Annotated in this window: 23 protein-coding genes; 11 read left to right on the top strand and 12 right to left on the bottom strand. The window is 67.1% G+C overall.

All coding sequences use genetic code 11. The annotated features are described in order from the left end of the window. Positions 1 to 22: 22 nt before the first annotated feature. The 8 genes from KTR9_RS23460 to KTR9_RS23425 all read right to left on the bottom strand — a co-directional run bounded on the left by KTR9_RS23460 (position 23) and on the right by KTR9_RS23425 (position 7435). Positions 23 to 808 (bottom strand): SDR family NAD(P)-dependent oxidoreductase, encoded by a 786-nt coding sequence (locus tag KTR9_RS23460; protein WP_014928448.1) that lies wholly within the window; start codon positions 806 to 808, stop codon positions 23 to 25. A 10-nt stretch (positions 809 to 818) separates the two neighbouring features. Further along, the gene (locus KTR9_RS23455; protein WP_014928447.1) at positions 819 to 1571 is read right to left on the bottom strand and encodes an SDR family NAD(P)-dependent oxidoreductase; all 753 of its coding nucleotides are present in this window, start codon (positions 1569 to 1571) and stop codon (positions 819 to 821) included. Further along, on the bottom strand, positions 1568 to 2770 hold the full coding sequence (locus tag KTR9_RS23450) for an acyl-CoA dehydrogenase family protein (protein ID WP_014928446.1): 1203 nt from the start codon (positions 2768 to 2770) through the stop codon (positions 1568 to 1570). The genes KTR9_RS23455 and KTR9_RS23450 overlap by 4 nt, the downstream gene beginning before the upstream one ends. Before the next feature lie 85 nt (positions 2771 to 2855). Then, positions 2856 to 3833 carry a phosphotransferase family protein gene (locus KTR9_RS23445; RefSeq protein WP_014928445.1) on the bottom strand — a complete coding sequence of 326 codons (978 nt, stop codon included), beginning with the start codon at positions 3831 to 3833 and terminating at the stop codon, positions 2856 to 2858. Further along, the gene (locus KTR9_RS23440) at positions 3830 to 5032 is read right to left on the bottom strand and encodes an acyl-CoA dehydrogenase family protein (protein WP_014928444.1); all 1203 of its coding nucleotides are present in this window, start codon (positions 5030 to 5032) and stop codon (positions 3830 to 3832) included. Before KTR9_RS23440 ends, KTR9_RS23445 begins: the two co-directional genes overlap by 4 nt. Positions 5033 to 5059: 27 nt before the next feature. Further along, entirely contained in the window at positions 5060 to 6208 is a 1149-nt protein-coding gene (locus tag KTR9_RS23435; RefSeq protein ID WP_014928443.1) for a thiolase family protein, read from the bottom strand. Continuing rightward, positions 6205 to 6600, bottom strand: coding sequence for a Zn-ribbon domain-containing OB-fold protein (locus KTR9_RS23430; RefSeq protein WP_014928442.1), 396 nt, complete (start codon positions 6598 to 6600; stop codon positions 6205 to 6207). Before KTR9_RS23430 ends, KTR9_RS23435 begins: the two co-directional genes overlap by 4 nt. A 46-nt stretch (positions 6601 to 6646) precedes the next feature. Further along, entirely contained in the window at positions 6647 to 7435 is a 789-nt protein-coding gene (locus tag KTR9_RS23425; protein WP_014928441.1) for an enoyl-CoA hydratase/isomerase family protein, read from the bottom strand. Positions 7436 to 7550: 115 nt separating this feature from the next. On the opposite strand from KTR9_RS23425, the gene KTR9_RS23420 reads away from it, so the two are divergent. The 9 genes from KTR9_RS23420 (at position 7551) to KTR9_RS23380 (ending at position 17033) form a co-directional block, all read left to right on the top strand. After that, positions 7551 to 7919, top strand: a complete 369-nt coding sequence (locus KTR9_RS23420) for a nuclear transport factor 2 family protein (RefSeq protein ID WP_014928440.1) — start codon at positions 7551 to 7553, stop codon at positions 7917 to 7919. Further along, the gene (locus KTR9_RS23415; RefSeq protein WP_014928439.1) at positions 7916 to 8287 is read left to right on the top strand and encodes a hypothetical protein; all 372 of its coding nucleotides are present in this window, start codon (positions 7916 to 7918) and stop codon (positions 8285 to 8287) included. The genes KTR9_RS23420 and KTR9_RS23415 overlap by 4 nt, the downstream gene beginning before the upstream one ends. A 276-nt stretch (positions 8288 to 8563) precedes the next feature. Beyond that, entirely contained in the window at positions 8564 to 9586 is a 1023-nt protein-coding gene (locus KTR9_RS23410; RefSeq protein ID WP_238553983.1) for an ABC transporter substrate-binding protein, read from the top strand. Next, complete coding sequence (locus KTR9_RS23405; protein WP_014928437.1) at positions 9583 to 10368, top strand: SDR family NAD(P)-dependent oxidoreductase; 786 nt, start codon at positions 9583 to 9585, stop codon at positions 10366 to 10368. The genes KTR9_RS23410 and KTR9_RS23405 overlap by 4 nt, the downstream gene beginning before the upstream one ends. Continuing rightward, the gene (locus KTR9_RS23400; protein WP_014928436.1) at positions 10365 to 11573 is read left to right on the top strand and encodes an ABC transporter ATP-binding protein; all 1209 of its coding nucleotides are present in this window, start codon (positions 10365 to 10367) and stop codon (positions 11571 to 11573) included. The genes KTR9_RS23405 and KTR9_RS23400 overlap by 4 nt, the downstream gene beginning before the upstream one ends. After that, positions 11570 to 13285, top strand: a complete 1716-nt coding sequence (locus tag KTR9_RS23395) for an ABC transporter permease (protein ID WP_014928435.1) — start codon at positions 11570 to 11572, stop codon at positions 13283 to 13285. The genes KTR9_RS23400 and KTR9_RS23395 overlap by 4 nt, the downstream gene beginning before the upstream one ends. Positions 13286 to 13303: 18 nt before the next feature. After that, positions 13304 to 14068, top strand: a complete 765-nt coding sequence (locus KTR9_RS23390; RefSeq protein WP_014928434.1) for an SDR family NAD(P)-dependent oxidoreductase — start codon at positions 13304 to 13306, stop codon at positions 14066 to 14068. Then, positions 14059 to 15093, top strand: coding sequence for an ABC transporter substrate-binding protein (locus KTR9_RS23385; RefSeq protein ID WP_014928433.1), 1035 nt, complete (start codon positions 14059 to 14061; stop codon positions 15091 to 15093). Before KTR9_RS23390 ends, KTR9_RS23385 begins: the two co-directional genes overlap by 10 nt. Continuing rightward, entirely contained in the window at positions 15090 to 17033 is a 1944-nt protein-coding gene (locus KTR9_RS23380) for an oxidoreductase (RefSeq protein ID WP_014928432.1), read from the top strand. The genes KTR9_RS23385 and KTR9_RS23380 overlap by 4 nt, the downstream gene beginning before the upstream one ends. A 56-nt stretch (positions 17034 to 17089) precedes the next feature. Here the strand turns inward: KTR9_RS23380 and KTR9_RS23375 are convergent, their stop codons facing one another. The 3 genes from KTR9_RS23375 to KTR9_RS23365 form a co-directional block, all read right to left on the bottom strand. Further along, positions 17090 to 17716: a TetR/AcrR family transcriptional regulator gene (locus tag KTR9_RS23375; protein ID WP_014928431.1), complete on the bottom strand. Its 627-nt coding sequence runs from the start codon at positions 17714 to 17716 to the stop codon at positions 17090 to 17092. A gap of 54 nt (positions 17717 to 17770) precedes the next feature. Beyond that, on the bottom strand, positions 17771 to 18922 hold the full coding sequence (locus KTR9_RS23370; RefSeq protein WP_014928430.1) for an acyl-CoA dehydrogenase family protein: 1152 nt from the start codon (positions 18920 to 18922) through the stop codon (positions 17771 to 17773). 157 nt (positions 18923 to 19079) lie between these two features. Next, entirely contained in the window at positions 19080 to 20252 is a 1173-nt protein-coding gene (locus KTR9_RS23365; protein ID WP_014928429.1) for a TetR/AcrR family transcriptional regulator, read from the bottom strand. Positions 20253 to 20381: 129 nt separating this feature from the next. Between KTR9_RS23365 and KTR9_RS23360 the strand changes: the two genes are divergently transcribed. Both KTR9_RS23360 and KTR9_RS23355 read left to right on the top strand, forming a co-directional pair. Further along, the gene (locus KTR9_RS23360) at positions 20382 to 21593 is read left to right on the top strand and encodes an acetyl-CoA C-acetyltransferase (RefSeq protein ID WP_004018964.1); all 1212 of its coding nucleotides are present in this window, start codon (positions 20382 to 20384) and stop codon (positions 21591 to 21593) included. Between the two features lie 46 nt (positions 21594 to 21639). Then, positions 21640 to 23841, top strand: a complete 2202-nt coding sequence (locus KTR9_RS23355; RefSeq protein ID WP_014928428.1) for a 3-hydroxyacyl-CoA dehydrogenase NAD-binding domain-containing protein — start codon at positions 21640 to 21642, stop codon at positions 23839 to 23841. 154 nt (positions 23842 to 23995) lie between these two features. On the opposite strand, the gene KTR9_RS23350 is transcribed toward KTR9_RS23355, so the two are convergent. Beyond that, positions 23996 to 24670 (bottom strand): slipin family protein, encoded by a 675-nt coding sequence (locus KTR9_RS23350; protein WP_044507365.1) that lies wholly within the window; start codon positions 24668 to 24670, stop codon positions 23996 to 23998. Positions 24671 to 24973 lie beyond the last annotated feature (303 nt).

Here is a 24973-nt window from a genome sequence, read left to right as displayed (position 1 = left end):
GGACCCGAGCAGATGCAGGCGCTCATCGCGCGGTCCACCCGCCGTCGACCACGAGCGTCTGGCCGGTGACGTAGGAGGCGGCATCGGAGGCCAGGAACAGGACAGCGCCGTCGACCTCGCCGTCGCGGCCGCCGCGCCCCAGCATCGTGTTGCGCCGCACCCAGCCGGCCGACTTGTCGTTGGTGAACAGTCCGTCGGTCATCTCGGTGTCGAACCAGCCGGGGACGACGGCGTTGACCCGGATGCCGCGGCGGCCCCATTGCCCCGCCAGCTCGCGTGTCATCCCCAGCGTTCCCGCCTTGGACGCGGCATAGGAGGCACCGCCGATCGGGGCCGTCGACACCAACCCGATGACCGAGGCGATGTTGATGATCGATGCGGTGGCGTCCTCACCGAGCCGGCCGGCGAGGTAGGTCGACAGATGGAAGCCGGCCAGTAGATTCAGATCGAGGATGGCCGAGAATCCCTCGGGGGTCTCTTGTTCGGCGTCGGGTGGGCCCGCCATTCCGGCGTTGTTGACCAGGACGTCGACCCGTCCGGTGGCGTGGAATGCCTCGTCGACGAGGTTGCGGCGGTCGGCGTCGTCGGTGACGTCGCACCGAACGGGGACGATCGCGGGGAACTCCTGCGCGAGTCGCTCAAGCCGGTCGAGGCGGCGTGCGGCAGCGAAGACCGTTGCACCGGCAGCGGCCAGCGTCGAGGCGAAGCCCAGGCCGAGACCCGACGACGCGCCGGTCACGATAGCGGTGCGGCCTGCGAGTCCGAACAGGTCCGCCAGTGGTTGTTCGGTGTTGGTGGGGGTGGTCATCGTCGCCTCCTCAGTAGACCGCGGTGCGGCCGCCGTCGACCGGGATCAGCGCGCCGGTGGTGTAACCGGCGTCATCTCCGGCGAGATGTGTGACCAGTCCGGCGATCTCCTCGGGCCGGCCAAGACGCCCGGCCGGCAACCGATCGGTGACGAGGCCGATGAACTCGTCGTCCCAGTTCTCGGCCATGTCGGTGGCGAAACTTCCCGGCATGACGCAGTTCACGCGGACGGTCGGCGCGTACTCCTGGGCGAACGCCTGCGTCAGCGCATTGAGACCGCTCTTCGCCGCGGCGTACATCGCCTCCGCCGGACTTGGCCGGACCGCACCGATGCTCGAGATGTTGACGATCGACCCGCCGCCGGTGGCGCGCATCCGGTCACCCGCCACCGCCATGAGGCGGAACGGACCCTTGACATTGACCTCGATGGTCTTGTCCCACAGTGACTCCGAGACGGACAGCAAATTGTCGGCGAGGGGTGCGATACCGGCGTTGTTGACGAGGATGTCGAGGCTGCCGTGGCGGTCGATGATGCCGTCGACCGCCGGTTCGAGCTCATCCCAACGGCCGACGTGCAGGGCGAGAGGGAGTGCCTGTCCGGGGACGTCATCGAGAGCGGCGACGGCTTCGGCGCAGGCGTCTGGCTTACGGCTGGACACGATCACGGTCGCGCCGGCCTCTTTCAGGCCGCGGGCGATCGCCAGTCCGAGTCCGCGACTCGCGCCGGTGACGAGCGCGACCTTGCCGGTGAGATCGGTACTCATGAGTGCTTTTTGACCTCCAGTCGGGCGATGGTGCGCAGATGGACCTCGTTGGGGCCGTCGGCGATCTGCAGGGCACGCGTGATCGCGTGGAGACGGGCGAGGACGGTGTCGTTGCTGACCCCGGCGGCTCCGAACGTCTGCACGGCGCGGTCGACGACCCGGTGTGCGACCTCCATGGCCGACACCTTGATCGCGGCGACCTCGGACCGGGCGGCGGCATTGCCCTGGGTGTCCATCAGCCACGACGAGTACAGGACCTGCAACCGGATCTGATCGATCTCGATCCTGCTGCGCGCGATCCACTCTCGGACGACACCGCGGTGGGCGAGCGGACCTCCGAAGGCGTGCCGTTCCAGCGAGCGCCTGCACATCATGTCGAGCGCCCGTTCGGCCATCCCGACCGCGCGCATCGCATAGTGCATGCGGCCCGGCCCGAGACGCCCTTGGGCGATGGCGAATCCGTCGCCCTCCGCGCCGAGCATGTTCTCGGCCGGCACACGGACATCGGTGAACTGGACCTCACCGTGGCCGAGACGGTCGGTGAAGCCGAACATCGGCAGGTCGCGGATCACCTCGATGCCCGGGGTGTCGAACGGAACGAGGATCATGCTCTGCTGGCGATACGTCGGACCGGCGGGATCGGACTTGCCCATGAAGATGATGAGCTTGCAGTCCGGGTCGAGAACGCCTGAGGTGTACCACTTCCGGCCGTTGAGCACGTACTCGTCACCATCACGAGCGATCGTGGAGGTGATGTTGGTGGCGTCCGACGACGCGACGGCGGGCTCGGTCATCGCGAAGGCCGAGCGGATCGAGCAGTCCAGCAACGGCTCCAGCCATTGCCGCTTCTGAGTCTCGGTGCCGTACATGGCCAGGATCTCCATGTTGCCGGTGTCGGGCGCGGAGCAGTTGATCGCCTCGTTGCCGATGATGGAGCGGCCGACGATCTCGGCGAGCGGTGCGTACTCGAGGTTGGTCAACCCGGCGCCGAGCCCGTCGTGGGTCATGAACAGATTCCACAGTCCGCGGTCGCGGGCCAGCTTCTGCAGATCGCGCATGATCTGCGGTTGCTCGTGCGGGTTGTCGTTCTCGGCGATCTGCTCGTCGTAGACCCGCTCGGCGGGATAGACGTGATCGGTCATGAACTCCTCGAGCTGTGCGGCGAGCTCGCGGGTCCGGTCGGAGTAGGAGAAGTCCATGGTGAAGCCTCCAGGCTGGGTGGTCGGTGGTGCGGGCTCCCGGTCAGGAGAGCGATGTCATCGGCTCTGGCTCATCGGCGCCGGGTCATCGCTTTCCGGCCATCAGTTCGGTGGCGGTGTCGATGAGACGGGAGATGGTGTCCGGCAGCTTCTCCTGGTCCGGATCGTGGTGTCGCCCCTCGCGATGTCGACGGAGGTTGTGACCCATGATCGCCGCCATCTTGAGGCGGCCGAGGGCGTCGAACCAGGTCATCTCGGGCAGTCCGGAACCGGATGTCCCGGTGTACGCGGCCACGAGGTCGCCGGCGGAGGGGAGGCCGGCGACCTCGCGTCCCACACCCGGGAAGTTGGTTCCGTCGGCGAAGACGAGGAACCACCCGAGTTCGACGCGGGGATCTCCGATGCTCCAGATCTCCCAGTCGATGAGGGCGACCGGCTCGTCGCCGCCCGCGATGATGTTGCCCAGGCGATAGTCGCCATGGACCAGAACCGGATCAACCCCCTCCGGGATGCAATCGGTCAGCAGGGCCAGCAGCTTCTCGCCGCCGTCGACCAGCTCGGGTGGCACCGCACGTAGTGTCCGGGTCCAGCGCCGGAGTTCGTCTGCGGGGGAGAGGACCTCGCCGGCACCGGGGATGCGCCGGTGGTCTACGGCATGCAGACGCGGGAGGATCTCCGCGGCCCGCACCATCCGGGCAGCGGCGAGATCGGGACGCACCGGCGGATTGTCGAGTACCGGCTCGAGGGACTCACCGGCTACCAGTTCCATGGCGAACCAGGCCGGTTCCTCGGGGTCGATCTCGACGACCCTCGGAACCGGTACATCGGTGTCGGCGAGCGCGGACAGGATCGCGGCCTGTCGCATCATGTCGTGACGACCGATGGCGCGCTGCCCCTCCGGGACGGCTTTGACGACGAAGTTCCCGCCGTCGGTCTCCACCCGGTAGGTGAGGCCGGAGTGCCCGCCGGGCAGCGTGGCGAACGAGGTCACGGTCAGTCCGTGTGTCGCCCGCAGTCGGGTCGAGACCCGCTGCTGCAGAGGAGGTGTCGAGTGTGTGCTCACAGTCGCGGTTCCTTCGGGAGTCCGAGCACGCGCTCGGCGATGATGTTGTGCTGGATCTCGTCGGTGCCGCCGGCGATGCGGTACCCGGGCGCGCCGAGTACGTGTTCGGTCCAGGCGAAGCGCCCCCAGACACCGTGATCGGCGGCCAAATCGGGTCCGAGAAGCAGCCGGGCCACCTCCGATGTACGTGCCATGGTGTCGGTGGCGAGCAGTTTGCCCATCGACGCCTCGGGACCCGGCTCGGCCCCGCTGGCCATGGTCTGCGCGACGCGCATACCGGCGATGCGCTGGACGAAACCCCGGGTCACCAGGTCGGCGACCCGGTCGGCCTCGACCTCTGTCAGCGGACGGTCGAGGTGACGAGCCAGTTCGACCGCGTGGTCGGCGTTGGCGAGACCGAGGCCGGCACCGTCGAGCCGTTCGGCGGCGAGAACCGTCAGGGCGACGGACCAGCCCGCGCCCACCGGGCCGAGGCGGTGATCGTCGGTGAGCCGCACGTCGTCGAGGTAGACCTCATTGAACGAGCTGCCCCCGGTCATCTGCCGGATGGGTCGCACGGTCACCCCCTCGGCGTTCATGGGAACGAGGAAGACGGTGAGTCCGTTGTGTTTCGGTGCCTCCGGGTCGCTACGACAGACGGCCACGCCGTAGTCGGCCACTCGTGCACCAGAGGTCCACACCTTGTGTCCGTTGAGGACCCAGGTGCCGTCGCGGGCAACCGCGCGGGTGCGGACCGCCGCCAGGTCGGAACCGGCCTCGGTCTCGGAGAAGAGCTGGCAGGCGATCAGATCCGTGCGGAGCATCGCACGGACGTAACGGTCCTGTTGTGCGGGTGTCCCCCACTGCGCGATGGTGGGGGCGACGAGTTGCTGGGTGACCGAGAACATCTCGGTCCGACGCGGGACGTCGAACTCTTCCTCGACGGTGCGGAAGGCGAGCTCGTAGGCGACTGGCAGGTGCCGGCCGCCGAACTGTTCGGGCCAGGTCAGCGCTCCCCACCCGGCGTCGAATCTGTTCCTCTCGTAGGCGGCGACTGCGTCGGTGTGCGCTCGTTCCTCCGCCGCGGTCCAGTTCTCGAACACCGCGACGGAGTCGCTGCCCTCGCCCCACCGGGTGTCGGTGCGCGGCGAGGCGACCGTGCGTAGCCACGCCCGGGCCTCGGAGGTGAAGGTGGCCAGGTCGGGGAGGGTGGTGGTCATCTCGATCCGTTTCGCGAGTACTGGACTTCAGACGGTGAGCACGGTGCAGGCACTGATCCCGGGTGCTCCGTACACGTGGGTGAAACCCACCTTCGGTGTCCCGGGGACCTGACGGTCGCCGCCGTCGCCGCGCAACTGGGTGACGACCTCGTGGATCTGGCGCAGTCCCGAGGCGCCGATCGGCTCGCCGTTGGCGATACAACCGCCATCGGTGTTCACCGGAAGGCTGCCGCCGATCTCCGTGCGGCCCTCGGTGATCCACCGTTCCTGCTCACCGTGCTCACAGAAACCACACTCGGCCATGTGCATGATCTCGGCACCGCTCTCGGTGTCCTGGAGTTGCGCGACATGGACCTCGCCGGGGGCGATGCCGGCCTGTTCGAAGGCGGCGGTTGCGGCGTCGGTGCTGACGCTGACCGGTTCGCCGGTGCCCTGCACGGCGGGGCTGAAGACCTCGAACGATCCGAATCGCCGTGTCCGGTGGCTGATCGCACGGACCCGGACGCCGCGGGCGCCCAGACGCCGGGTGGCTTCGGCGCTCGCGACGACGATGGCCGCGCCACCCTCGCCCGGGGAACAGAACATGTATCGCGTGAGCGGATCGTTGACCATCGCGGCGCCGGCGATCTCGTCGGCCGACATCGGGTCTCGCCGCCACGCGTTGGGATTGAGAGCACCGTTGCGATACGCCTTCTCGGCGACTCTCGCCAACGTGGGCGCGGTGATGCCGTGCACGCCCATGTAGCGCGCGATCTTCGATCCGAAGAACTGTGTGGTGACCATGAGACCTGCGTCGCCGTAACCGTCGTCGAGGCCCCATTCCGCGGGCGACGGGTCGAACGCTCCGCGTGGGTGCTTGTCGAATCCGACCGCCAGCGCGATGTCGGCCGCGCCGGACCGGATCGCGTTCAGGGCGGACACCAGAGCGCTACCGCCGGTCGCACAACCGTTCTTGACGTTGGTGAAGGGGATGCCGGTGAAGCCGAGTTCGGCGACGAGGGTGTCGGCCAGGCCGGCGCTGTCGCTGCCGCCGAAGGCGACCCGGACGTCGGGCCAGGCGATTCCGGCGTCGTCGAGAGCGGCGCCGATCGCGGTGACGGCCATCTGGCGGCCGCTCGTCCCGGGCTGACGTCCGAACTTCGACAGTCCGGCACCGATGATGTTCACGTCGTTCATCGGGTTGCCTCTTCTGGAATCTCTGCGCCGGCGACGAGTTCGTCCGGGTGTACCGCGAAACGCGGTACGGGTTCGGTGGCGATGAGGACGGCGGGGGCGCCCATGAGGCCGTCAAAGGTCTCACAGTCGAGAATGCCCGCGACTCGAATGCCCTCGGGCAATTCGACGTATCCCATCGCGAAGGGCGAGAAGCCGTCGGGTGGGGGGACATACGGAGGCGATTTCGGTGCGAATCGCTGGACCGTGTAGGTCCACACCGTGCCCTGGGTGCTCAGTGCCCGAGGCGACGCCGTCGCGGTCGCACAGCGCGCGCAGTGCGCGGTGGCCGGGAAACCGACTGTGCCGCAGGTACCGCACTCGGAACCTATGAGTACGTGATCGTTCTCCGTCATGTCCCTCCCATCCAATCCGTCTCGAGAGATCAGTTCACCGAACCGATCAGCGACCGACCCACTTCGGCTCACGCTTGTTCAGGAACGCGTTGACGCCCTCCTTGGCGTCTTCGGACTGCAGCGCGTTGCCGACCGCGAGGTGCTCCATGACCATGAGTGACTGGATGTCGGCGTCGAGGCCACGGTCGATGGTCATCTTGGTGAGCTTCATCGCGAACGGGCTCTTGTCGATGAGCGGTGCGATGAAGTCGGCCTCGAGCTGATCGAGTTCGGCAGCCGGTGCCGAGGCGTTGATCAGGTTCCAGTCGGTGGCCTCTCTGCCCGACAGCAGCTTTCCGGTCAGCATGAGCTCCTTGGTCTTACGGATGCCGATCATGCGGGGGAGGCGGTAGATCGGGCCGGCGCCGCCGAACAGTGCGCGGCGGATGTGGAAGTCGCCGATCCGGGCGTCGTCTGCGGCGATCGCGAAGTCGCACGAGATCATCAGCTCGAAGCCGCCGGCGGTGACGTAGTCCTCGAGGACGGCGACCGACGGGGTGTTCATCGAGTAGAGGCGGTCGCACACCTTGGCAGAGAGCACGGCGACGTCCATGGCGTTGGTGGTGCCGACGAAGTCGCTGAGCAAGATGTCGAGGTCGAATCCGGAGCAGAACTGGTTTCCCTTGCCGCGCAGAACAAGAACGAGCAGATCGGGGTCATTGTCGACCTCGACGATGATCTCGTCGAGGCGGTGTAGCAGCTCCGGGGTGACGGCGTTCTTCTTGTGCGGGCGGTTCAGCCACACGCGGGCGACGGGACCGTCTTTCTCGAGGATGATGTGGTCGGTGTCGATCATGGGATCTCTCCTTGGCGGGGGACAAAATTGAACTGGATTCACTTCAGTTGTAACGGCCGGATCGGGTGGAAGTCAACACTCGACATCGGAAAGCCTACTGAACTAAGTTCACTTTATGACTGTGATCGACAAGTACTACGCCACGATCGACAGCGGACAGCTGGAGGATGCGATGGCCCTGCTCGCCGCCGACGTCGAGTTCACGATGGTCCTGCCTGGTGGTGAGAATCGCGGACGTGGCCGCGACAGAATGCTCGAGTATCTGCGCGGTCGTCCTCCGGTGAACCGCAAGCACGTGGTGCAGCGGACCGCGGGCGACCGCGATCTCGAGTTCGCCCAGGGGATGGTGACCGAGAACGACAGCACCACGACGGGGTTCTTCGTGGGTGTCATGCATCTGGACGGCGACGGTCTCGTCGACCGGTATCAGGTGACCTTCAGTGCGGACTTCGCGCTGATTCCAGACGAACAGGAGGATCGATGACCACCGCCCCGACCCCGACCCTGGCTCGCTGGTTCGAGTACATGGACTCCGACGACCCGGACCGCGTGCTCGGCATGATCGCCGACGACTTCGTGATGTCCGTCCAGTTCTCGAAGGGCGCCGGTGAATCCGCCGAATTCGTGGGGGACAGGGCCGGTCTCGTGAAGTATCTCGGGCAGCGGGAGAAGAGCGTGCTCGTCCACCACATCGACCTCGGGGTGACCGAGGCAGGTCACGAGATGGTGCTCGGGCGCACCACCCGGGACGGTGCCTTCGAGGCGTCGTTCTCCGCCATCGCCCAGGTCGACGCCGCCGGCGCGGTTCGCCGGCTGCTGATCGCCCGCACTCCGGAGGTCTCGTTCGCCTGAGTTCCCTCGAAGTGCCCCGTGTCCGCCCGGCGGACACGGGGCACCTCGCGTTCCGAGCGGTTGTGTCCTGGTCACAGACTTGAACGGGTTAGTGATTGACATCACTTGGATATCTCACTAAATTGCAGAACTGAGATCAGTTCAGTTAGGTCCGGAGGGGTTCGCATGAGTGTTGTCCTGGTCCACGGGGCCGCAATGGGGAGTTCGTGCCGGTCCACCTGTCCCACGGCCGATGGCCGCACGAAAGGTAAGTGAGAGATGAAGAGCCTCAGGAGAATGACGGCTGTCACCATCGCCGCGGCGGCGGCCGCCGTGCTGGCCGCCTGCGGCGGTGGGGGTGCCGGTTCGAGCGGGCCCGTCGACGGCACCTGGGAGGACGTCGTCGCTGCGGCCAACGAGGAGGGCAGCGTCATGCTGTACTCGAGCCAGAAGCCCGCGAACCTCGAAAGGCTCAAGGCTGCGTTCAACGAGAAATACCCGCAGATCACCCTCGAGTTCGTCCGAGGTACCGACTCCGACATCAATCCGAAGGTCGAGACCGAGAACAAGACGGGTAAGGGCATCGCCGATGTCCACATGCTCACCGATGCGGCATGGATCGACACGGCGGCCGAATCCGGCGCCTACTCCACGGATCTCGTGGGCCCGGCGCTCCAAGCGCCCGAGTACGAGCCGGCCGAGAGCGTCATCGCCGACAGGTTCGCGCTCACCAGCGCGGCGGTGTTCGCCCTGGGCTGGAACACCGATGCCGTGCCCGGGGGTCTGACGACCCCGCAGGACATCATCAATCCCGCGTACCGCGGCAAGATCGGCGTCGTCAATCCCACGGGAATCGCCTCCTACGTCGACCTGTACCGGTACTACGCGAGGACCTACGGCGAGGACTACTGGCGCCGGCTCGCCGAGCTGCAGCCGCGCGTCTACCCGAGCGCTCTCGGTGTGGCGCAGGCACTCACCTCGGGGGAGATCTCGGTGACCCCGTCCGTGCAGCCGCTTGTCACCGAGGTCGAGGCCGGGGCGCCGGTCGATTGGAAGCTCCCGCCCTCGCCGTGGGGGACCCCGTGGTACACCCAGGCGCTGTCGGTCGCACCGCACCCCAACGCCGCACAGGTGCTCGTCGACTTCATGGTCGGCCGCGAGGGTCAGATCGCCCTCAACTCGGGCTACGCCGCCGTCCTGCCGGACATCCCCGGTGCCGTTGCGCGCGCACAGGACATCGCGCTGCCGCAGACTTCCGACCTCACTCCGGACAAGGTCCGTGAGTACTCGCAGGAGTGGGCGAAGGAGTTCCAGCCGTGACCTCGCCGACCGAGGGCCGCAGCGGTGCCGGTGTCCTCGTCACCGGCGCCGCGAATGGAATCGGCGCGGCGACTGCGGCTCTGTTCGCCGAACACGGGGCGCGCGTCTATCCGACCGACGTGGACTCGGTCACCGGGGTCGCCTCGGCCGCGAAGTATGGTGCAGCGGAACGTTTCCGAGTGCTAGACGTCCGCGACGAGGACGCCTGGGAAGGCGTCGTGGCCGACATGGAGGCCGACGGGGTCCCGCTGGAGATCCTCGTCAACTCGGCCGGCGCAGCCATCAAGGCGCCGCTCGCGGAGACCACGGTCGACGGCTTCCGGCACATGCTCGAACTGAACCTCGTCGGAACGTTCCTCGGCGTGCGTGCCGCGGCCCGGCACATGCGGCCCGGCGGGGCGGTGGTCAACATCTCATCGCTGCGCGGTGTGCTCGCCACCGCGGAACTGGGCGCGTACGGAGCGTCGAAGTTCGGTGTCCGCGCACTCACCCGAGTCGCGGCCATCGAGCTCGCCGACAAAGGGATCCGGGTGAACGACGTGTGTCCGGGAAGCATCGAGACCGAGATCACCGCGGTTCCGGACTTCGCGTCCGACGACATGGACAGCTACGTACGCACCATACCGATGCGACGACGCGGATCGCCGTACGAGGTCGCCGAGGTGATCCGGTTCCTGGCAGACCCGCGCAGCAGCTACATCACCGGAGTGGACCTGCTCGTGGACGGCGGGACCGGGGCCGGTGTTCGCACCCCGAAGAAGAATGCGGAGAGTCTGACGTGACAACACATTTCGCGGTATCCGGATTGGTCAAGAAATACGGTGACAACACCGTCGTCGACGATCTCGATCTGCCCATCGAGGATGGCGAGTTCCTGGTCCTCCTCGGGCCGAGCGGGTGCGGCAAGACCACGACGCTGCGCTGCCTGGCCGGGCTGGAGACGCCCCAGGGCGGCACCATCAGTTTCAAGGACCAGGTTGTCTTCGACGCCGAGCGCAAGCTGAACGTTCCCGCGCACAAACGGAACATCGGAATGGTCTTCCAGTCGTACGCGCTCTGGCCGCACATGACGGTGCGCAAGAACATCGGGTACCCGCTGAAGGTCCGCAAGATGCGCGACGCGCTGCGTGACGGCTCGGTCGACGAGGCGGCCCGCATGGTCGACTGTGAGGGTCTCCTCGACCGCTATCCCTCGCAGCTCTCCGGCGGACAGCAGCAGCGGGTTGCGGTCGCCCGCGGTCTGGTCTCCCGGCCCGACCTGGTGCTCTTCGACGAACCGCTGTCCAATCTCGATGCGCGACTGCGTGATCAGGTGCGTTCGCAGATCCATCAGCTGCATCGGCAACTGGGCTTCACGGCGGTCTTCGTGACCCACGATCAGTCCGAGGCCTTCGCCCTCGGTGACCGGATCGCGATCATGAAGGCGGGAAAGATCGAACAGTACGACGAACCCGACCAGGTCTTCGAGTTCCCGGTGTCGGAGTACGTTGCGGCCTTCATCGGCATGTCGAACCGCATCGAACTGCGTCGTGGACAGCATGGTTGGGCGACGACGAGGGGTGACTCCGTCGATCTGTCGCGCGCCATCGTCCGCGGCGTACCCGACCGTGGGACCGAAGCGGTGGCCCGCCTGCGGCCCGACGATCTGCTGCTGCATGCCGGCGAGAACGAGGTCCCCTCCGGAAACGTGGTATTGCACACCGAACTCGTCGACCACGAATACGGCGGTCGCTACTACGACGTGACCGTCCGCAGCGGCGAGGACACGCTCATGTTGCGCACGCCGGCCGGTGAACACGGCGGCACGCTGAAGAAGAGCCGACCGGGCGAGAAGATGATCGTGAGTTTCGCCCCGTCGGCGCTGCGCGTGTTCGCCGACGAGGCCGGCGCAACCGTCGATCGGGTGTCGAACTCGGCCAAGGCGCCCGCGGTGGCGCGGGACAGCGCTCAGGTGGTCGAGGCCCAGCGTGCGGGGTCGGCGTCATGACCGCCACCGTCCCGGCGGCACCGCTGAAGTCGAATCCGATGCGCTCGTTCGCGGTTCCCGCTCAGTGGCGTGCACGGATCGGGTATCTGGCGCTCCTCGCCGTGCTCGCCTACCTCGTCGTCCTGCCGATGATCAGGTTGCAGGCACTCGCCTTCGAGAACGGGGCGCAGGGATACCAGAGCCAGTACGGGCGATTCGACATCGGTGAGACCATCCGGACCACGATCGCGCTGGCGATCGGTTCGCTCGTCATCGCCATGGTTCTCGGTACCCTGCTGGCCTTCGCGGCCAGCAGGCTGCCGGCCCGGATGGGCTTCTTGAAGATCGTGCCCATCCTCCCGATCGTCATGCCCGCGGTGGCCAACATCGTCGGCTGGGCGTTCCTGTTGTCGCCGGGCCCCGGGTATCTCAACGTCCTGTTGCGCAAGCTGCCGTGGTGGAGCGGTACCGACAGCGGTCCGATCGACGTCTACACCGTGCCGTGGATCATCATCCTCACCGGCTTCGGGCTCACCTCTTTCGTCTATCTGTTCGTCAGTGCGGGGATGCAGAACATCAGTTCCGAGCACCTCGAAGCGGCACAGGTCAGTGGGTCGTCGACGATCGGCGTCTTCTTCCGGGTCGTGTTGCCATTGCTCCGGCCCTCCCTCATCTACGGCGGCGGAATCGCACTGCTTCTCGGTCTGGGCCAATTCACCGGGCCACTCTTGCTGGGTCAGAACACGGGCGTGAACGTCCTGACCACCGACATGTATCGGCGGGTGTCGGAATCTCCGTCGGACTTCGCCGCGGCGGCCGCGGCCGGCTCCCCGCTGGTCATCCTCGGGATCGCGGTCGTCCTCATCCAGAAGCTGTTGCTGGGCAATCAGAATCGCTTCGTGACGCACGGCGGCAAGGCATTCGCGCCGAGTGGCGGTCGTGCCCGCTGGGCGACCATGACACTGGTGGTCTACGCACTCGTCGCCCTGGTGATCCCGCTGGTCGGTCTGATCGTCGTCTCCCTGACGCCCTACTGGTCCGGCGCGTTGTCCTGGAGTCTGTTCACGCTGGACAACTTCCGCGAACTCTTCGCCAACACGGCGGTGATCGAGTCGGTCGTGACCAGTGTGGTGACCTCGTTCGGCGCGGTACTGATCTGTGTGCCGATCGGCTACATCATGGCCAACCTCCTGGTGCGGGGCAGACGCTTCCGCGTTCTGTCGCTGACCGGTGACCTGATCACGGCGCTACCGCTGGGCATTCCCGCGGTCATCTTCGGTGTCGGGTTCCTACTGACCTACACCGAGCCGCCGCTGATCCTGTACGGCACCCGCACCGTGATCGTCCTGGTGTACGTGGTGTTGATGCTGCCCTTCGCAACCCGAATGCAGATGACCGCGATGCTCTCGTTGGGCAATGCCTACACCGAGGCGTCGGCGACCAGTGGTGCGTCACCGATGGTCACCAACCTCCGGATCATGCTGCCGCTCATGCGGCCTGCGATCCTGTCGGCGGTTGCGCTGATGTTCATCCTGCTCACCCACGAGTTCGCCGCCTCGCTGCTGGTCCGTGCGTCGACGACGCAGGTGATGGGCACGCTGCTCTACGACATGTGGCAGAACGGCTCGTATCCGCAGGTCGCCGCGATGGCCCTGCTGATGACGGCGGTGACCACCGTCGGCGTCGGTGCTGCGATGGTCGTCGGCGGACGCAACGTCCTGAGCAATCTCTAGAAACGGAGGACCATTCAGATGGGTGTGGGCACTTCACGTCTCGTGGGCAAGACCGCGCTGGTGACCGGCGCGTCGGGCGGGATCGGCGTCGAGATCGTTCGCAGGCTCGCCGACGAGGGGGCCGCGGTGATCATCACCGACGTTCCCGGCGCGCCTCGGGACGAACTGCGGGACAGCCTCGCCGATCCGGAGCGTCACACCGTGGCCGACCTGGACATCGCGGAGGAATCCGGGTGGGAACGAGTGGTGGCCGAGGCGAACGATCGCTTCGGCACTCTCGACATCCTCGTGAACAACGGCGCCATCGGCAGCCTCGGCAGCGTCGTCGACGAAACTCTCGACAACTACCAGCGGGTCGTCGACATCAGCCAGACCGGCACGTGGCTCGGTATGAAACACGCCGGTGCCCTGATCGAGCGCACCGGTGGGGGATCGATCGTCAACCTCTGTTCGATTCTCGGAAGCGTCGGCGGACTGGGCAACAGTGTCGCGTACGCGGCGGCGAAGGGTGCCGTTGCGACCATGACCAAGAACGCCGCGCTCCACTGGGCGAGGCGGGGAGTGCGCGTCAACTCGGTCCATCCGGGTTTCATCGGCACCGCGCAGTTGCGACAGCGGTACGAAGGCACCGAGAGATACGCGGCGATGCTGTCGAACACCCCGATGGGACGACTGGGTGATGCCGCGGATGTCGCTGCGGCAGTGGCCTTCCTGGCGGGTGACGATGCGCTCTACGTGACCGGAACCGAGCTCTTCGTGGACGGCGGTTGGACATGCGCGTGAGGACGGCGGTTGCAACGGTCGTCGCGGCCGCACTGGTGGTGGCGATCGCCGCGTGCGGCTCGTCTCCCGCGTCGTCGGGGCCGGTGGACGGCGACTGGGCCGAAGTGGTGGCGGCAGCCGAAGCAGAGGGCAGCGTCTTCCTGTACTCGACCCAGCACCCCGACAACCTTGCGAGGCTGAAGACCGCCTTCGAGGACGAATATCCCGGCATCACACTGGAATTCGTTCGTGGCACGGACGTCGAGATCAACCCTCGGGTGGAGACCGAGAATCGGACGGGCAAGGGCACGGCTGACGTGCACATGACCTCGGACCCGGCCTGGATCACCACCGCCGCCGAATCGGGGAGGTACTCGACGCCGATCGTGGGCCCCGCCTTCGACACTGCGGGTTATGAGCGCGACCGCAGCGTCCTCGACGATCGGTTGTTTCTCGTGAGCGCGGCCGTGTTCGCTCTCGGGTGGAACACGTCGGCACTTCCCGGGGGCCTGCAGACGCCGGGCGACCTGCTGACCGAGTCGTTGCGCGGGAAGATCGGCGTGGTCAACCCGGCCGGTTTCGCGGCCGTAGTCGACGAGTACCGGTTCTTCGACGAGAACTGGTCACCCGACTTCAACCGTAGGCTCGCAGCGTTGCGGCCACGCGTCTACCCCAGTGCTCTGGGCGTCGCGCAGGCGCTGAACTCCGGCGAGATCGCCGCGACGCCGATGGTGCAACCGCTGGTCCGTGAACAGGGCGCCGGCGCACCGGTGGGTTGGGTTCTCCCGCAGCCGGCTTGGGGGACTCCGTGGTACAGCCATGTGCTCACGTCGGCGCCGCACCCGAACGCCGCCCAGGTACTCGCGGACTTCCTGGTGACCGAGAAGGGCCAGACGGCCCTGTCCGCCGGGTACGGATCGGCGCTGCCGGACATCCCCGGGGCGGTCGCGCGTGCCCAGGACATACCGCTGCCCGACACCAGCACCCTGACGGCCGACTCGGTCTCGCGGTTCCAGCAGGAATGGCGCGAGCGGTTCATGCCATGACGTCGGAGGTCAACCCGTTCCCGGAACTCTTCAGTCCGACCGTGGTGGGGGGCATCACGCTCAAGAACCGACTTGTGGCGCTGCCCGCCGGCACCAGCCTGGTGGACGAGGGCATCCCCGGCCACGGCGACGTCGAGCATGTCGAGCGGCTCGCCGCGGGCGGCGTCGGCTTGATCGTCGGCGGGGCCACCGTCGTCCATCCCACCACCACGCTGCGCTCACGCAAGCTCGTGGAGGCCTACCAGGAGTCCGTGATCCCCGCCACCGCGGAGAAGGTGGAGGCCGCGCACCGGCACGGCTCACGTATGGTCACCCAGCTCGTCCACCTCGGGCGCGAGTTCATCGGCGGCGAATCGGATTCGCCGCCGGTGGCGCCGTCGCCCATCAAGACGGTGCGCGACGCCTACCCGCCGCACGAACTCACGATCGGTGAGATCGAAGACATCGTCGAGGGCTGGCGAGTGTCCGCCGAGAACCTCATCGCGGCAGGAGTGGACGGTCTCGAGGTGCACGCGGCCCACGGATATCTCGTCGCGCAGTTCATGTCTCCGCTGACAAATCGCCGGAGCGACTGCTTCGGTGGGTCATTCGAGAATCGCATGCGGTTCGGACGGATGATCGTGGAGGCGATGCGCTCGGTGATGCCTTCGGGCAAGATCCTCGGCGTCCGGCTCAGCGCGGAGGAAGAGATCCCCGGCGGCATGACGATCGAGGACTGCCTGCCCATCGCCGAGTTCTACGCGGGACTCGGCGCCGACTACCTGAGCATCACCCACGGCACCCGCGGTGCCTACGTGAAGGACTCGACCCAACCCGACGCGGTGGCGGTTCCCTCTGCCTCACGCGTGCGTGGGGCGACCGGGCTGACGACGCTGGTGGGACAGCGGATTCGCGATGCGGCCACTGCCGAACACATCCTGAAACACGGACATGCCGACCTGGTGGGGATGGCGCGCGCGCTGATCGCCGATCCGGAACTGCCGAACAAGTCGGCGGAGAACCGGCTCCTCGAGATCCGCGGTTGCCTCGGCGTCAACCAGGACTGCCGCGCCTTCGATCCGCACCTGCATTGTGCGGTGAACGCCGAGGTCGGCCGAGGCCGGCATCGGCAGGCAGGGGTCAGGGCATCAGAGACCAAGGACGTCTACGTCATCGGTGGTGGCCCGGCGGGGCTGGAGGCGGCGCGCGTCGCAGCCGAACGCGGACACCGCGTCTCCGTCTTCGAAAGACACACGGCGCTGGGCGGTTCGGTGCGCGTCGCGGCTGCTTCGCCGCACCGCAGCTCGTTGATCGATGTCGTCGACTATCTGGGCAACGAGATGCGCCGGCTCAAGGTCGAGGTCAACCTCGCCGCCGGGATCGACGCCGACGACTTCGCCGAGATCCGGTCCATCGCGGATCACATCGTGCTCGCAACGGGTTCGCGTGCGACTCCTCCGCCGGACTGGCTCGACGGGCACCCGACGGCGACCGTCGACGACGTCATCGTCGCCGACCCGGCAGGGAACTCGCTGCGCGATGCGGTGGTGGTCGACGACGGAGACGGGTTCTGGCCGGCGTACAACGCCGCCGAGGCGTTGGCCCTGCGCGGTTGGCGGGTCACGCTGGCCACCCCGCTCACCGCGCTGTGCTCGAGAGTTCCCGCCGAGAGTGCGGGGCCGCTCCTGCGCCGACTCGGCGACGCCGGGGTGCAGCTACGGGTCGCCCACGCCGTGGCGCCGGGTCCGGACGGTGGAACACCACTGCTGCAACCGGTCTTCGGTGGTGAGGCAACCGTGCTCGACGAGTCCTTGATCGTCTGGCATCGGCCGCGGCAGCCGGTGCTCGACCTGGGCGCCCACGCCGGCGACGACACGATCGACGTCATCGGCGACTGCGTGACCCCTCGCCGCATCGGACACGCGATCGCCGAGGGGTATCGCACCGGGTGCGGGATCTGATACCTGGTGGCGTCGGGACCCGCTCGCGGGGACGCGAGCCCGGCGGCGGGCGTCGGCTACTGTGCGGTCACCATCCGCACTGCGGAGTCCGACACCGTGCGGATGAGGTCGTCGAGCGACAGCGGACCACCGGGGCGGTACCAGCGCCACACACTCACCAGGGTGCCGAGAACGAGACGGGAGTAGACCACCGGGTCGCCCTGGACGAAGGTGTTCTCGTCCATCCCGCGCTTGATCAGGTCGGCCCAGTTCTTCTCGATCTCGGCGACGAGTTCCCGGGACCGGAGGCGTTCGGCCTCTTCCTTGTCCGACTGGCGCGGCGTGCTCAGGATGTCCATGTGGTTCTGCAGGATTCGACGCTGCAAGGCGTCGATCGGTTCGCCGCGTAACGAGGCGTCGATCGCGGACCGAAGGGCTTGTGCCGCATCCGGGATCCCCGCGGTGCCCGCCCGGAATCTATCGACCGAGTCGGTGAGTTCGAGCCGCATGATGGTCAGCAGGCAATGCGCCTTCGACTCGAAGTAGTGGTACAGCGCGGTCTGCCCGATGCCGACCTCACCGGCGACCGAAGCCCACTTGGTGTGCTCGTAGCCGACCCGGCCGAACTGTTCGATCGCGACGGTGAGAATTCGCGCGCGTTTGGAACGGGGACCGTCCTCGCGCACCTCCGCAGCCACCGGCATGGTGACCCCCTTCTGTTCGTTGCCGAAGTATACGTCGAATGAGCTGAACTCGGGTCAAGCCGCGGAAGGGTGCACGCCGACGATCTGAGCTATCCGCCGCCGGTGAGCAGCGGTGTCGCCGAACAGTGCCTCGTTGGCGAGTGCACGGCGATAGTAGTTGTGCGCGGCGTGTTCCCAGGTGAATCCGATGCCGCCGTGAAGCTGGATCGCCTCCGTCGACGCGCGGACGACGACATCTCCGCAGACCGCCCCGGCGACCGCTGCTGCGAGTCCGGCCCGCGCCGGATCGACATCGTGCAGGGTTGCGGCGTACCTCGCAGCGGACCGCGCTCGTTCGAGATCGACGTACAAGTCGGCGAGTCGGTGCTTGATGGCTTGGTACGACGCGATCTGCCGGCCGAACTGCTTGCGCGCCTTGGTGTACTCGAGCGTCATGTCCACCAGTGCGCCGGTCATTCCGACGCTCTCGGCGGCCAGGGCGATGGCCGCGCGGTCGCGCAGGGTCGCCACGGCGTCCGGAGTGAGGTCGGGATGAAGGATCGCGATGGCGGGGGCCTCGTCGAGATCCAGTGCCGTGATCGTCCGGGTCGGATCGAGTGAGTCCAGCGGCGTCCGCCCGACGCGGTCGCCGCTCGGAACGGCGAAGAGCATACGGCCGGTGTCGGTCTCGGCCGTCACGACGACGATGTCGGCGACGTCGCCCGAGGCGACGGATCGTGCTCGGCCGGAGACCCTCCATCCGCCGCCGTCGCATTCGGCCGCCAGCTCGTCGGACCGCGCGGTGAGCGAGGTCGTCGTCACGATGCGACTGCCGTCGAGGGCGCCGGCCAGCAGGTTGCCGAGTTCCTCGTCGGGGCCGAGGAGCAGCGCGTGCACACCGATCGCGGCCGACAGCACCACGGGCTCGGGTCGCAGCGCCCTGCCGCACTCCTCGATCACCGTGCACAACTCGGAGAGTCCGTAACCGAGACCGACGGGTTCCGGTACCGCCATGGTCGTCACCGACATCGACTCGGTCAGCGCGGACCACACCTGGCGTGAGTATCCGGGGCTGGTGTTCGCGACCCGTCGCACCTCGTCGATGTCACTCGTTCCGAGGAGGTCGCGCATGGCCGCACGCAGGTCGTCTTCTTCCTCGGAAGGCAGCACCGGCACGGAGCTGTCGACGAGCCACGGTTTCGTCGACTGGGCGTGTGCATTGCTCATCTGGGCTCCATCGCATAGATACACAAACTGATATCAGTTCAGTAGACCAGTAGAACGGTTGCGGGTCAACGTCTCGCGCCCTGGCGTGGACGCGAGAACAGAAGTGAAGTAAGTTCAGTTTGTGGCCTTCGAACCGTCTCGACCCGTTCGGCGCGGATCAGAGAGCGAGTACGCCTTTCATGAGATAGGCCATTCGCGCGGCGAACTGCGGACTGTCCGAGCCGCGCCGCATGCGCACGGCGTCGTTGACGATCGAGAGCGCGGCGTGCACGGCGACCGCGCCCTGATCGCGCTTGATCTCGGGGTCGACCTGCATGAGCAGATCCACCCAGCGCGCCACATAGCGTCGCTGCACGTCGACGAGATGGGCGGCACTCGGCTGGCCGGCCAGCGCGGGAGAGTTGTTGAAGTTTACCGACAGGTCCGGTGTGCTGGTGATGGCTCCGACGTACGAGTCCACAAGGGTGGCAAGAAGTTTGGCCGGGTCCGACGTGGCGCCGTATGCGGCCATCACGCCGGCCTCGAGTCGTGCGCCGCTGCGCTGACCGATGGCCACCAGGATCGCCATCTTCGACGGAAAGTGTTTGTAGAGACTGGGTCCGGCGATGCCGACGGCCTTGCCGATCTCGTCGACTCCGACCTCGGAGTAGCCGCGCTCGGCGAACAGCTCGGCAGCGGCGTCGAGGATCTCGTCACGGCGGGAGGGCGTCGCCGAGCTGACGATCGGGGGCGTCTCGAAAGGCGGTGCCGCAGCGGGGCTCAGGGCCAGGACCCGACGGATGAGCTTTTCGATCTCGTCGCGCGCCCGCGCCCCCGACATGCGGGTGTGATGCACGGTGAGGCTGCCGCTGACGCTCAGCCCCGCCCACGCCAGCTGTACGGCCTCGCGCTCGGACAGATCCGTTCGCCGGGCGGCGAGTGCCGACGCCCAGTGCCCGATCACCTCGCGGGTGCGAACTGCCACCAGTTTGTTCTGCTCGGTGGTGAGGTAGTTGCTGGTCCACCGCCACAGCGACGCCGCCTGGGGGCGCTGGACGGCCAGGTCGCAGACCCTCGAGATCAACGCGTCCGCGTCGTCACCGTCGGCCAGGGCCCGGTCGGTACAGGACTCGAGGTCGTCGACGCCCGCCAGGACCGCGGCGGCGAGCAGGGACTGCTTGTCATCGAAGTGCCGATACACCGACGGCGCGGTGACGCCTGCCGAGCGCGCGATGTCCGCAAGCGACACCTGCGCGTACCCACGCTGCAGGAAGAGGGCTGCCGCGGAGTCGACGAGTTGTCGCTTGCGGTCGGCGCCCCGGGTGCGGGTGGTGGGTTTCCGGTCAGGCATGGTGAACAGACCATAGCGCACATTCGACGGAACACCAGACCTCTTGACCACCGGGTATAGCCAAACAAGTTATTCCGCGTTAGCCTCGGTGGGTAACCAACCAGTGGTTCGTGTGAAAGGAACACTTTCGTGCCTGATCAAGCATTCATCTACGAGGCGATCCGTACGCCTCGTGGCAAGCAGCGCGGCGGTTCGCTGCACAGCGTGAAGCCGGTCGACCTGGTCTCCGGTCTCATCAACGAGGTCCTGTCGCGTCACGGCGGCCTCGATCCGGCCGACGTCAACGACGTCATCCTCGGTGTTGTCTCCCCTGTCGGCGAGCAGGGCGCGGTCATCTCGCGCACCGCCGCCCTCAACAGCGGTCTCCCCGAGACCGTCCCCGGCACCCAGATCAACCGCTTCTGCGCCTCGGGCCTGGAAGCCACCAACCTCGCCGCGGCCAAGGTCGCCTCCGGCTTCGACGACCTGGTTCTCGCCGGTGGCGTCGAGTCGATGTCGCGCGTCCCGATGGGCAGCGACGGCGGCGCACTCTTCACCGACCCGGCCACCGCATACGACCACTACATCGTCCCGCAGGGCATCGGCGCCGACCTGATCGCCACCATCGAGGGCTTCTCCCGCGAAGACGTCGACGCCTACGCCGCCGAGTCCCAGGCCCGCGCCGAAAAGGCTTGGAACAGTGGCTACTTCACCAAGTCCGTGGTGCCCGTCAAGGACATCAACGGTGTCACCATCCTCGATCACGACGAGCACCGTCGCCCGGGCTCGACCGTCGAGAGCCTCGGCAAGCTGAAGGCCGCCTTCGCCGCACTCGCCGACATGGCCGGCTTCGACGACGTCGCACTGCAGAAGTACCCGAGCGTCGAGAAGATCAACCACGTCCACACCGGCGGCAACAGCTCCGGCATCGTCGACGGTTCGGGTCTGGTGCTCATCGGCAGCGAAGAGGCAGGCAAGCGCAACGGCCTGACCCCGCGTGCCCGCGTCGTCTCCTTCGCCGAGATCGGTTCCGAGCCCACCATCATGCTCACCGGACCCACCCCGGCGACCGAGCTGGCGCTGAAGAAGGCCGGCCTGACCGTCGACGACATCGACGTGTTCGAGCTGAACGAGGCCTTCGCCTCTGTTGTCATGAAGTGGATGAAGGATCTGAAGATCCCGCACGAGAAGGTCAACGTGAACGGCGGCGCGATCGCCATGGGTCACCCGCTCGGTGCAACCGGCGCGATGATCTACGGCACCTGCCTCGACGAGCTCGAGCGCACCGGCGGCCGCTACGGCCTGATCACCCTCTGTATCGGTGGCGGCATGGGCGTCGCGACCATCATCGAGCGTCTCTGACGCTCCCGGCCCTGCCACTTCACGAGAAAGAACTCTGCGAATCACCATGAGTGACAACATGATCAACTGGGAGAAAGACGCCGATGGCGTCGTCATCCTGACCATGGACGACCCCAACCAGGGCGCCAACACGATGAACGCGCTCTACCAGGAGTCGATGGCGGCCACCGTCGATCGCCTGGAGGCCGAGAAGGACGACATCACCGGTGTCGTCCTCACCTCGGCGAAGAAGACCTTCTTCGCCGGCGGCGACCTCAAGGACATGACGAGCGATCGCAGCGACGTCTCCAAAGAAGAGATCGCCACCCAGATCACCGAGACCACCAACGGCATGAAGAAGGTGCTGCGCCGTCTGGAGACCCTGGGCAAGCCGGTCGTGGCGGCCATCAACGGTGCCGCGCTCGGCGGCGGCCTGGAGATCGCGCTGCACACCCACTACCGCATCGCCGCGGACGTCAAGGGTGTCCAGATCGGTCTGCCCGAGGCCACCCTCGGCCTGCTGCCCGGTGGCGGCGGCGTCGTCCGTACCGTCCGTCTCCTCGGCATCCAGAACGCCCTCATGGGTGTCCTGCTCCAGGGCCAGCGGTTCAATCCGACCAAGGCCAAGGAGACCGGCCTGGTCAACGAGGTCGTCGGCTCCATCGAGGAACTGATCCCCGCCGCCAAGGCCTGGATCAAGGAGAACCCCGAGGCTCAGCAGCCATTCGACGTCAAGGGTTACAAGATCCCGGGCGGTGCACCCACCAACCCGGCGTTCGCCGCGAACCTTCCGGCTCTGCCGGCCCTGCTGCGCAAGCAGATCAAGGGTGCCAACATGCCGGCGCCGCGTGCCATCCTGGCCGCTGCCGTCGAAGGTGCCTACGTCGACGTCGACACCGCCGACATCATCGAGACGCGGTACTTCGTCTCGCTGGTCACCGGCCAGGTCGCGCAGAACATGATCAAGGCGTTCTTCTTCGATCTGCAGCACATCAACGGCGGCGGCTCGCGACCCGAGGGTTACGACAAGTTCACCGCCAAGAAGGTCGGCGTCATCGGCGCCGGGATGATGGGCGCGGCAATCGCTTACGTGTCGGCGAAGGCCGGCATCGAGGTCGTCCTCAAGGACATCGATCTCGACGCCGCCAAGCGCGGCAAGGGCTACTCGGAGAAGCTCGAGGAGAAGGCTCTCGCCAAGGGCAAGACCACCCAGGAGAAGAGCGACGCACTGCTCGCCCGCATCCACCCGACCGTCGACGCCGCCGACTTCAAGGGAGTCGACCTCGTCATCGAGGCCGCCTTCGAGTCGGTCGAGGTCAAGCACAAGGTGTTCCAGGAGATCGAAGACATCGTCGAACCCGACGCCGTCCTGGGCTCCAACACCTCCACCCTGCCGATCACCATCCTCGCCGAGGGCGTGAAGCGGTCCGAGGACTTCATCGGAATCCACTTCTTCTCCCCGGTCGACAAGATGCCGCTGGTGGAGATCATCAAGGGTGAGAAGACCTCGGATGCGGTGCTGGCCAAGGTCATCGACTACACGCTGCAGATCCGCAAGACGCCGATCGTGGTCAACGACAGCCGCGGCTTCTTCACCAGCCGCGTCATCGGCACCTTCATCAACGAGGCCGTCGCCGCCGTCGGTGAGGGCGTCGAGCCGGCGTTCATCGAGCACGCGGGCACCCAGGCCGGTTACCCGGCCGCGCCGCTGCAGCTCATGGACGAGCTGACCCTGACCCTGCCGCAGAAGATCCGCAAGGAGACCGAGGCAGCGCTCAAGGCCGAGGGCAAGGAAGTCCCGCAGCACGGCTCGAACGCCGTCGTCGACTGGATGGTCGAGAACGGCCGCACCGCCCGCAAGGACGGCAAGGGCTTCTACGACTACGACGAGAGCGGCAAGCGTACCCAGCTCTGGCCGGGCCTGCGTGAGCACTTCAAGTCGGGCACCTCGGAGATCCCGCTCGAGGACATGAAGGAGCGCATGCTCTTCGCCGAGGCGCTCGAGACCGTCAAGTGCTTCGACGAAGGTGTCCTCACCTCCGTGCCGGACGCCAACATCGGTTCGATCTTCGGTATCGGCTTCCCCGCGTGGACCGGTGGTGTCATCCAGTACATCAACGGTTACGAGGGTGGCGTGCCCGGCTTCGTCGCGCGTGCCAAGGACCTCGCCGGCAAGTACGGCAAGCACTTCGAGCCGCCCGCCTCGCTGGTCGAGAAGGCCGAGCAGGGTGTCACCAAGCTGACCGACGAGAACCTCGCTGCGAAGTAGGGTTTTCGCCGGGTGACCGGCAGACAACAAGGGCCCCGGCCGGATTCGTTCCGGCCGGGGCTCCTGTCTGCGCTCACCGATTCCGTTCTCGCGTCGCCGTTTCCGTCCCGCTTATCGGATCCGAAAAGCGGGACGGAAATGCGACCGCGGGAACTCAGTCGTCTGACGACACCTCGGCACCGCCGACGCTGAGGACGACGCGCGCGCCATAGGGCACCGCCTCGACGAGGCGCAGCTGCGCCAGCGCCGGGTGGGCGTCGAGCAACCGGCCGGCGTTGGCCAGCGCGCGCAGGGCGGCGGTCTCCGCCCGAGCCGCCTCCAGCTTTGCCAGACCGCGGGTCTTGGCGGTGATCACATCGAGGGCCGCGCTGCGTACCTCGGCCGGGATGATGACGTCGCGGATGACGACCTCGAGCACTTCCATGCCCACGGCGCCTGCGGCCTCGGCCGCCGAGGCGCGGATCGGTGCGACGTCGACGGTGTCGCCGCGGCGGATGAGGTCGTCCGCGGCCACGCCGGCGCAGAACTCACGCAACGCGATCTGAGCGGTCAGGTACACCGTGCCGATCGGGTCGGAGGACCGCTCGACGAAGGCGACGGCGTCGATCACGCGGGCGCGCAACGTCATCGAGATCCGGACCGCCATGGAGTCGGCGGTGAGCACCTCCTGCGGTGCGACCTGGACCAGACGCTCGCGCATGTCGACGCTCAGCGTCGCGTCGGGCTTGCGCACACGATGACGACCGGTGGGGAGCGTCTGGACCTCGGCGCCCCGATAGGCCAGCACGGTGTGGCCCGGTGGGACGGTGATTCGATTGTGGAACAGCATGGCGATCCTCCTTTCCGTTGCGTCGCAATGCTTGTCGGGCCAGGTGAGTTCGGTGGCGACACCGCTCGCGGGCGGGCCGGTCGGTGGGGAACGTCGCGGAGCCGCGAACGACCCGGACGACGCCCGCAGAACCAACCGGGCCCGTGCTCCCGGGAGCGGTGGGAGTGTCAGGACTCGAACCTGCTCGGGTGGTATCCCTTGCCATCTGAAGGCGGACGAGGATTCCGACGCGCAGAAACACATCGCGGTACCCCGCTCCGGTCTGCTGGTCCTCGTGCCGATCGGGAACTATGCCAGCGTCGT

Source organism: Gordonia sp. KTR9, assembly GCF_000143885.2.
Taxonomy (GTDB): Bacteria; Actinomycetota; Actinomycetes; order Mycobacteriales; family Mycobacteriaceae; genus Gordonia.
The sequence above is the reverse complement of the archived record's forward strand: the minus strand, read 5'-3'. Positions and strand labels throughout refer to the sequence as shown.

Coding starts and splice junctions, on each gene's coding strand:
- KTR9_RS23460 (WP_014928448.1), bottom strand. CDS start 808: ATGACCACCCCCACCAACACCGAACAACCACTGGCGGACCTGTTCGGA.
- KTR9_RS23455 (WP_014928447.1), bottom strand. CDS start 1,571: ATGAGTACCGATCTCACCGGCAAGGTCGCGCTCGTCACCGGCGCGAGT.
- KTR9_RS23450 (WP_014928446.1), bottom strand. CDS start 2,770: ATGGACTTCTCCTACTCCGACCGGACCCGCGAGCTCGCCGCACAGCTC.
- KTR9_RS23440 (WP_014928444.1), bottom strand. CDS start 5,032: ATGACCACCACCCTCCCCGACCTGGCCACCTTCACCTCCGAGGCCCGG.
- KTR9_RS23435 (WP_014928443.1), bottom strand. CDS start 6,208: ATGAACGACGTGAACATCATCGGTGCCGGACTGTCGAAGTTCGGACGT.
- KTR9_RS23430 (WP_014928442.1), bottom strand. CDS start 6,600: ATGACGGAGAACGATCACGTACTCATAGGTTCCGAGTGCGGTACCTGC.
- KTR9_RS23425 (WP_014928441.1), bottom strand. CDS start 7,435: ATGATCGACACCGACCACATCATCCTCGAGAAAGACGGTCCCGTCGCC.
- KTR9_RS23420 (WP_014928440.1), top strand. CDS start 7,551: ATGACTGTGATCGACAAGTACTACGCCACGATCGACAGCGGACAGCTG.
- KTR9_RS23415 (WP_014928439.1), top strand. CDS start 7,916: ATGACCACCGCCCCGACCCCGACCCTGGCTCGCTGGTTCGAGTACATG.
- KTR9_RS23410 (WP_238553983.1), top strand. CDS start 8,564: ATGACGGCTGTCACCATCGCCGCGGCGGCGGCCGCCGTGCTGGCCGCC.
- KTR9_RS23395 (WP_014928435.1), top strand. CDS start 11,570: ATGACCGCCACCGTCCCGGCGGCACCGCTGAAGTCGAATCCGATGCGC.
- KTR9_RS23390 (WP_014928434.1), top strand. CDS start 13,304: ATGGGTGTGGGCACTTCACGTCTCGTGGGCAAGACCGCGCTGGTGACC.
- KTR9_RS23385 (WP_014928433.1), top strand. CDS start 14,059: ATGCGCGTGAGGACGGCGGTTGCAACGGTCGTCGCGGCCGCACTGGTG.
- KTR9_RS23380 (WP_014928432.1), top strand. CDS start 15,090: ATGACGTCGGAGGTCAACCCGTTCCCGGAACTCTTCAGTCCGACCGTG.
- KTR9_RS23375 (WP_014928431.1), bottom strand. CDS start 17,716: ATGCCGGTGGCTGCGGAGGTGCGCGAGGACGGTCCCCGTTCCAAACGC.
- KTR9_RS23370 (WP_014928430.1), bottom strand. CDS start 18,922: ATGAGCAATGCACACGCCCAGTCGACGAAACCGTGGCTCGTCGACAGC.
- KTR9_RS23365 (WP_014928429.1), bottom strand. CDS start 20,252: ATGCCTGACCGGAAACCCACCACCCGCACCCGGGGCGCCGACCGCAAG.
- KTR9_RS23355 (WP_014928428.1), top strand. CDS start 21,640: ATGAGTGACAACATGATCAACTGGGAGAAAGACGCCGATGGCGTCGTC.
- KTR9_RS23350 (WP_044507365.1), bottom strand. CDS start 24,670: ATGCTGTTCCACAATCGAATCACCGTCCCACCGGGCCACACCGTGCTG.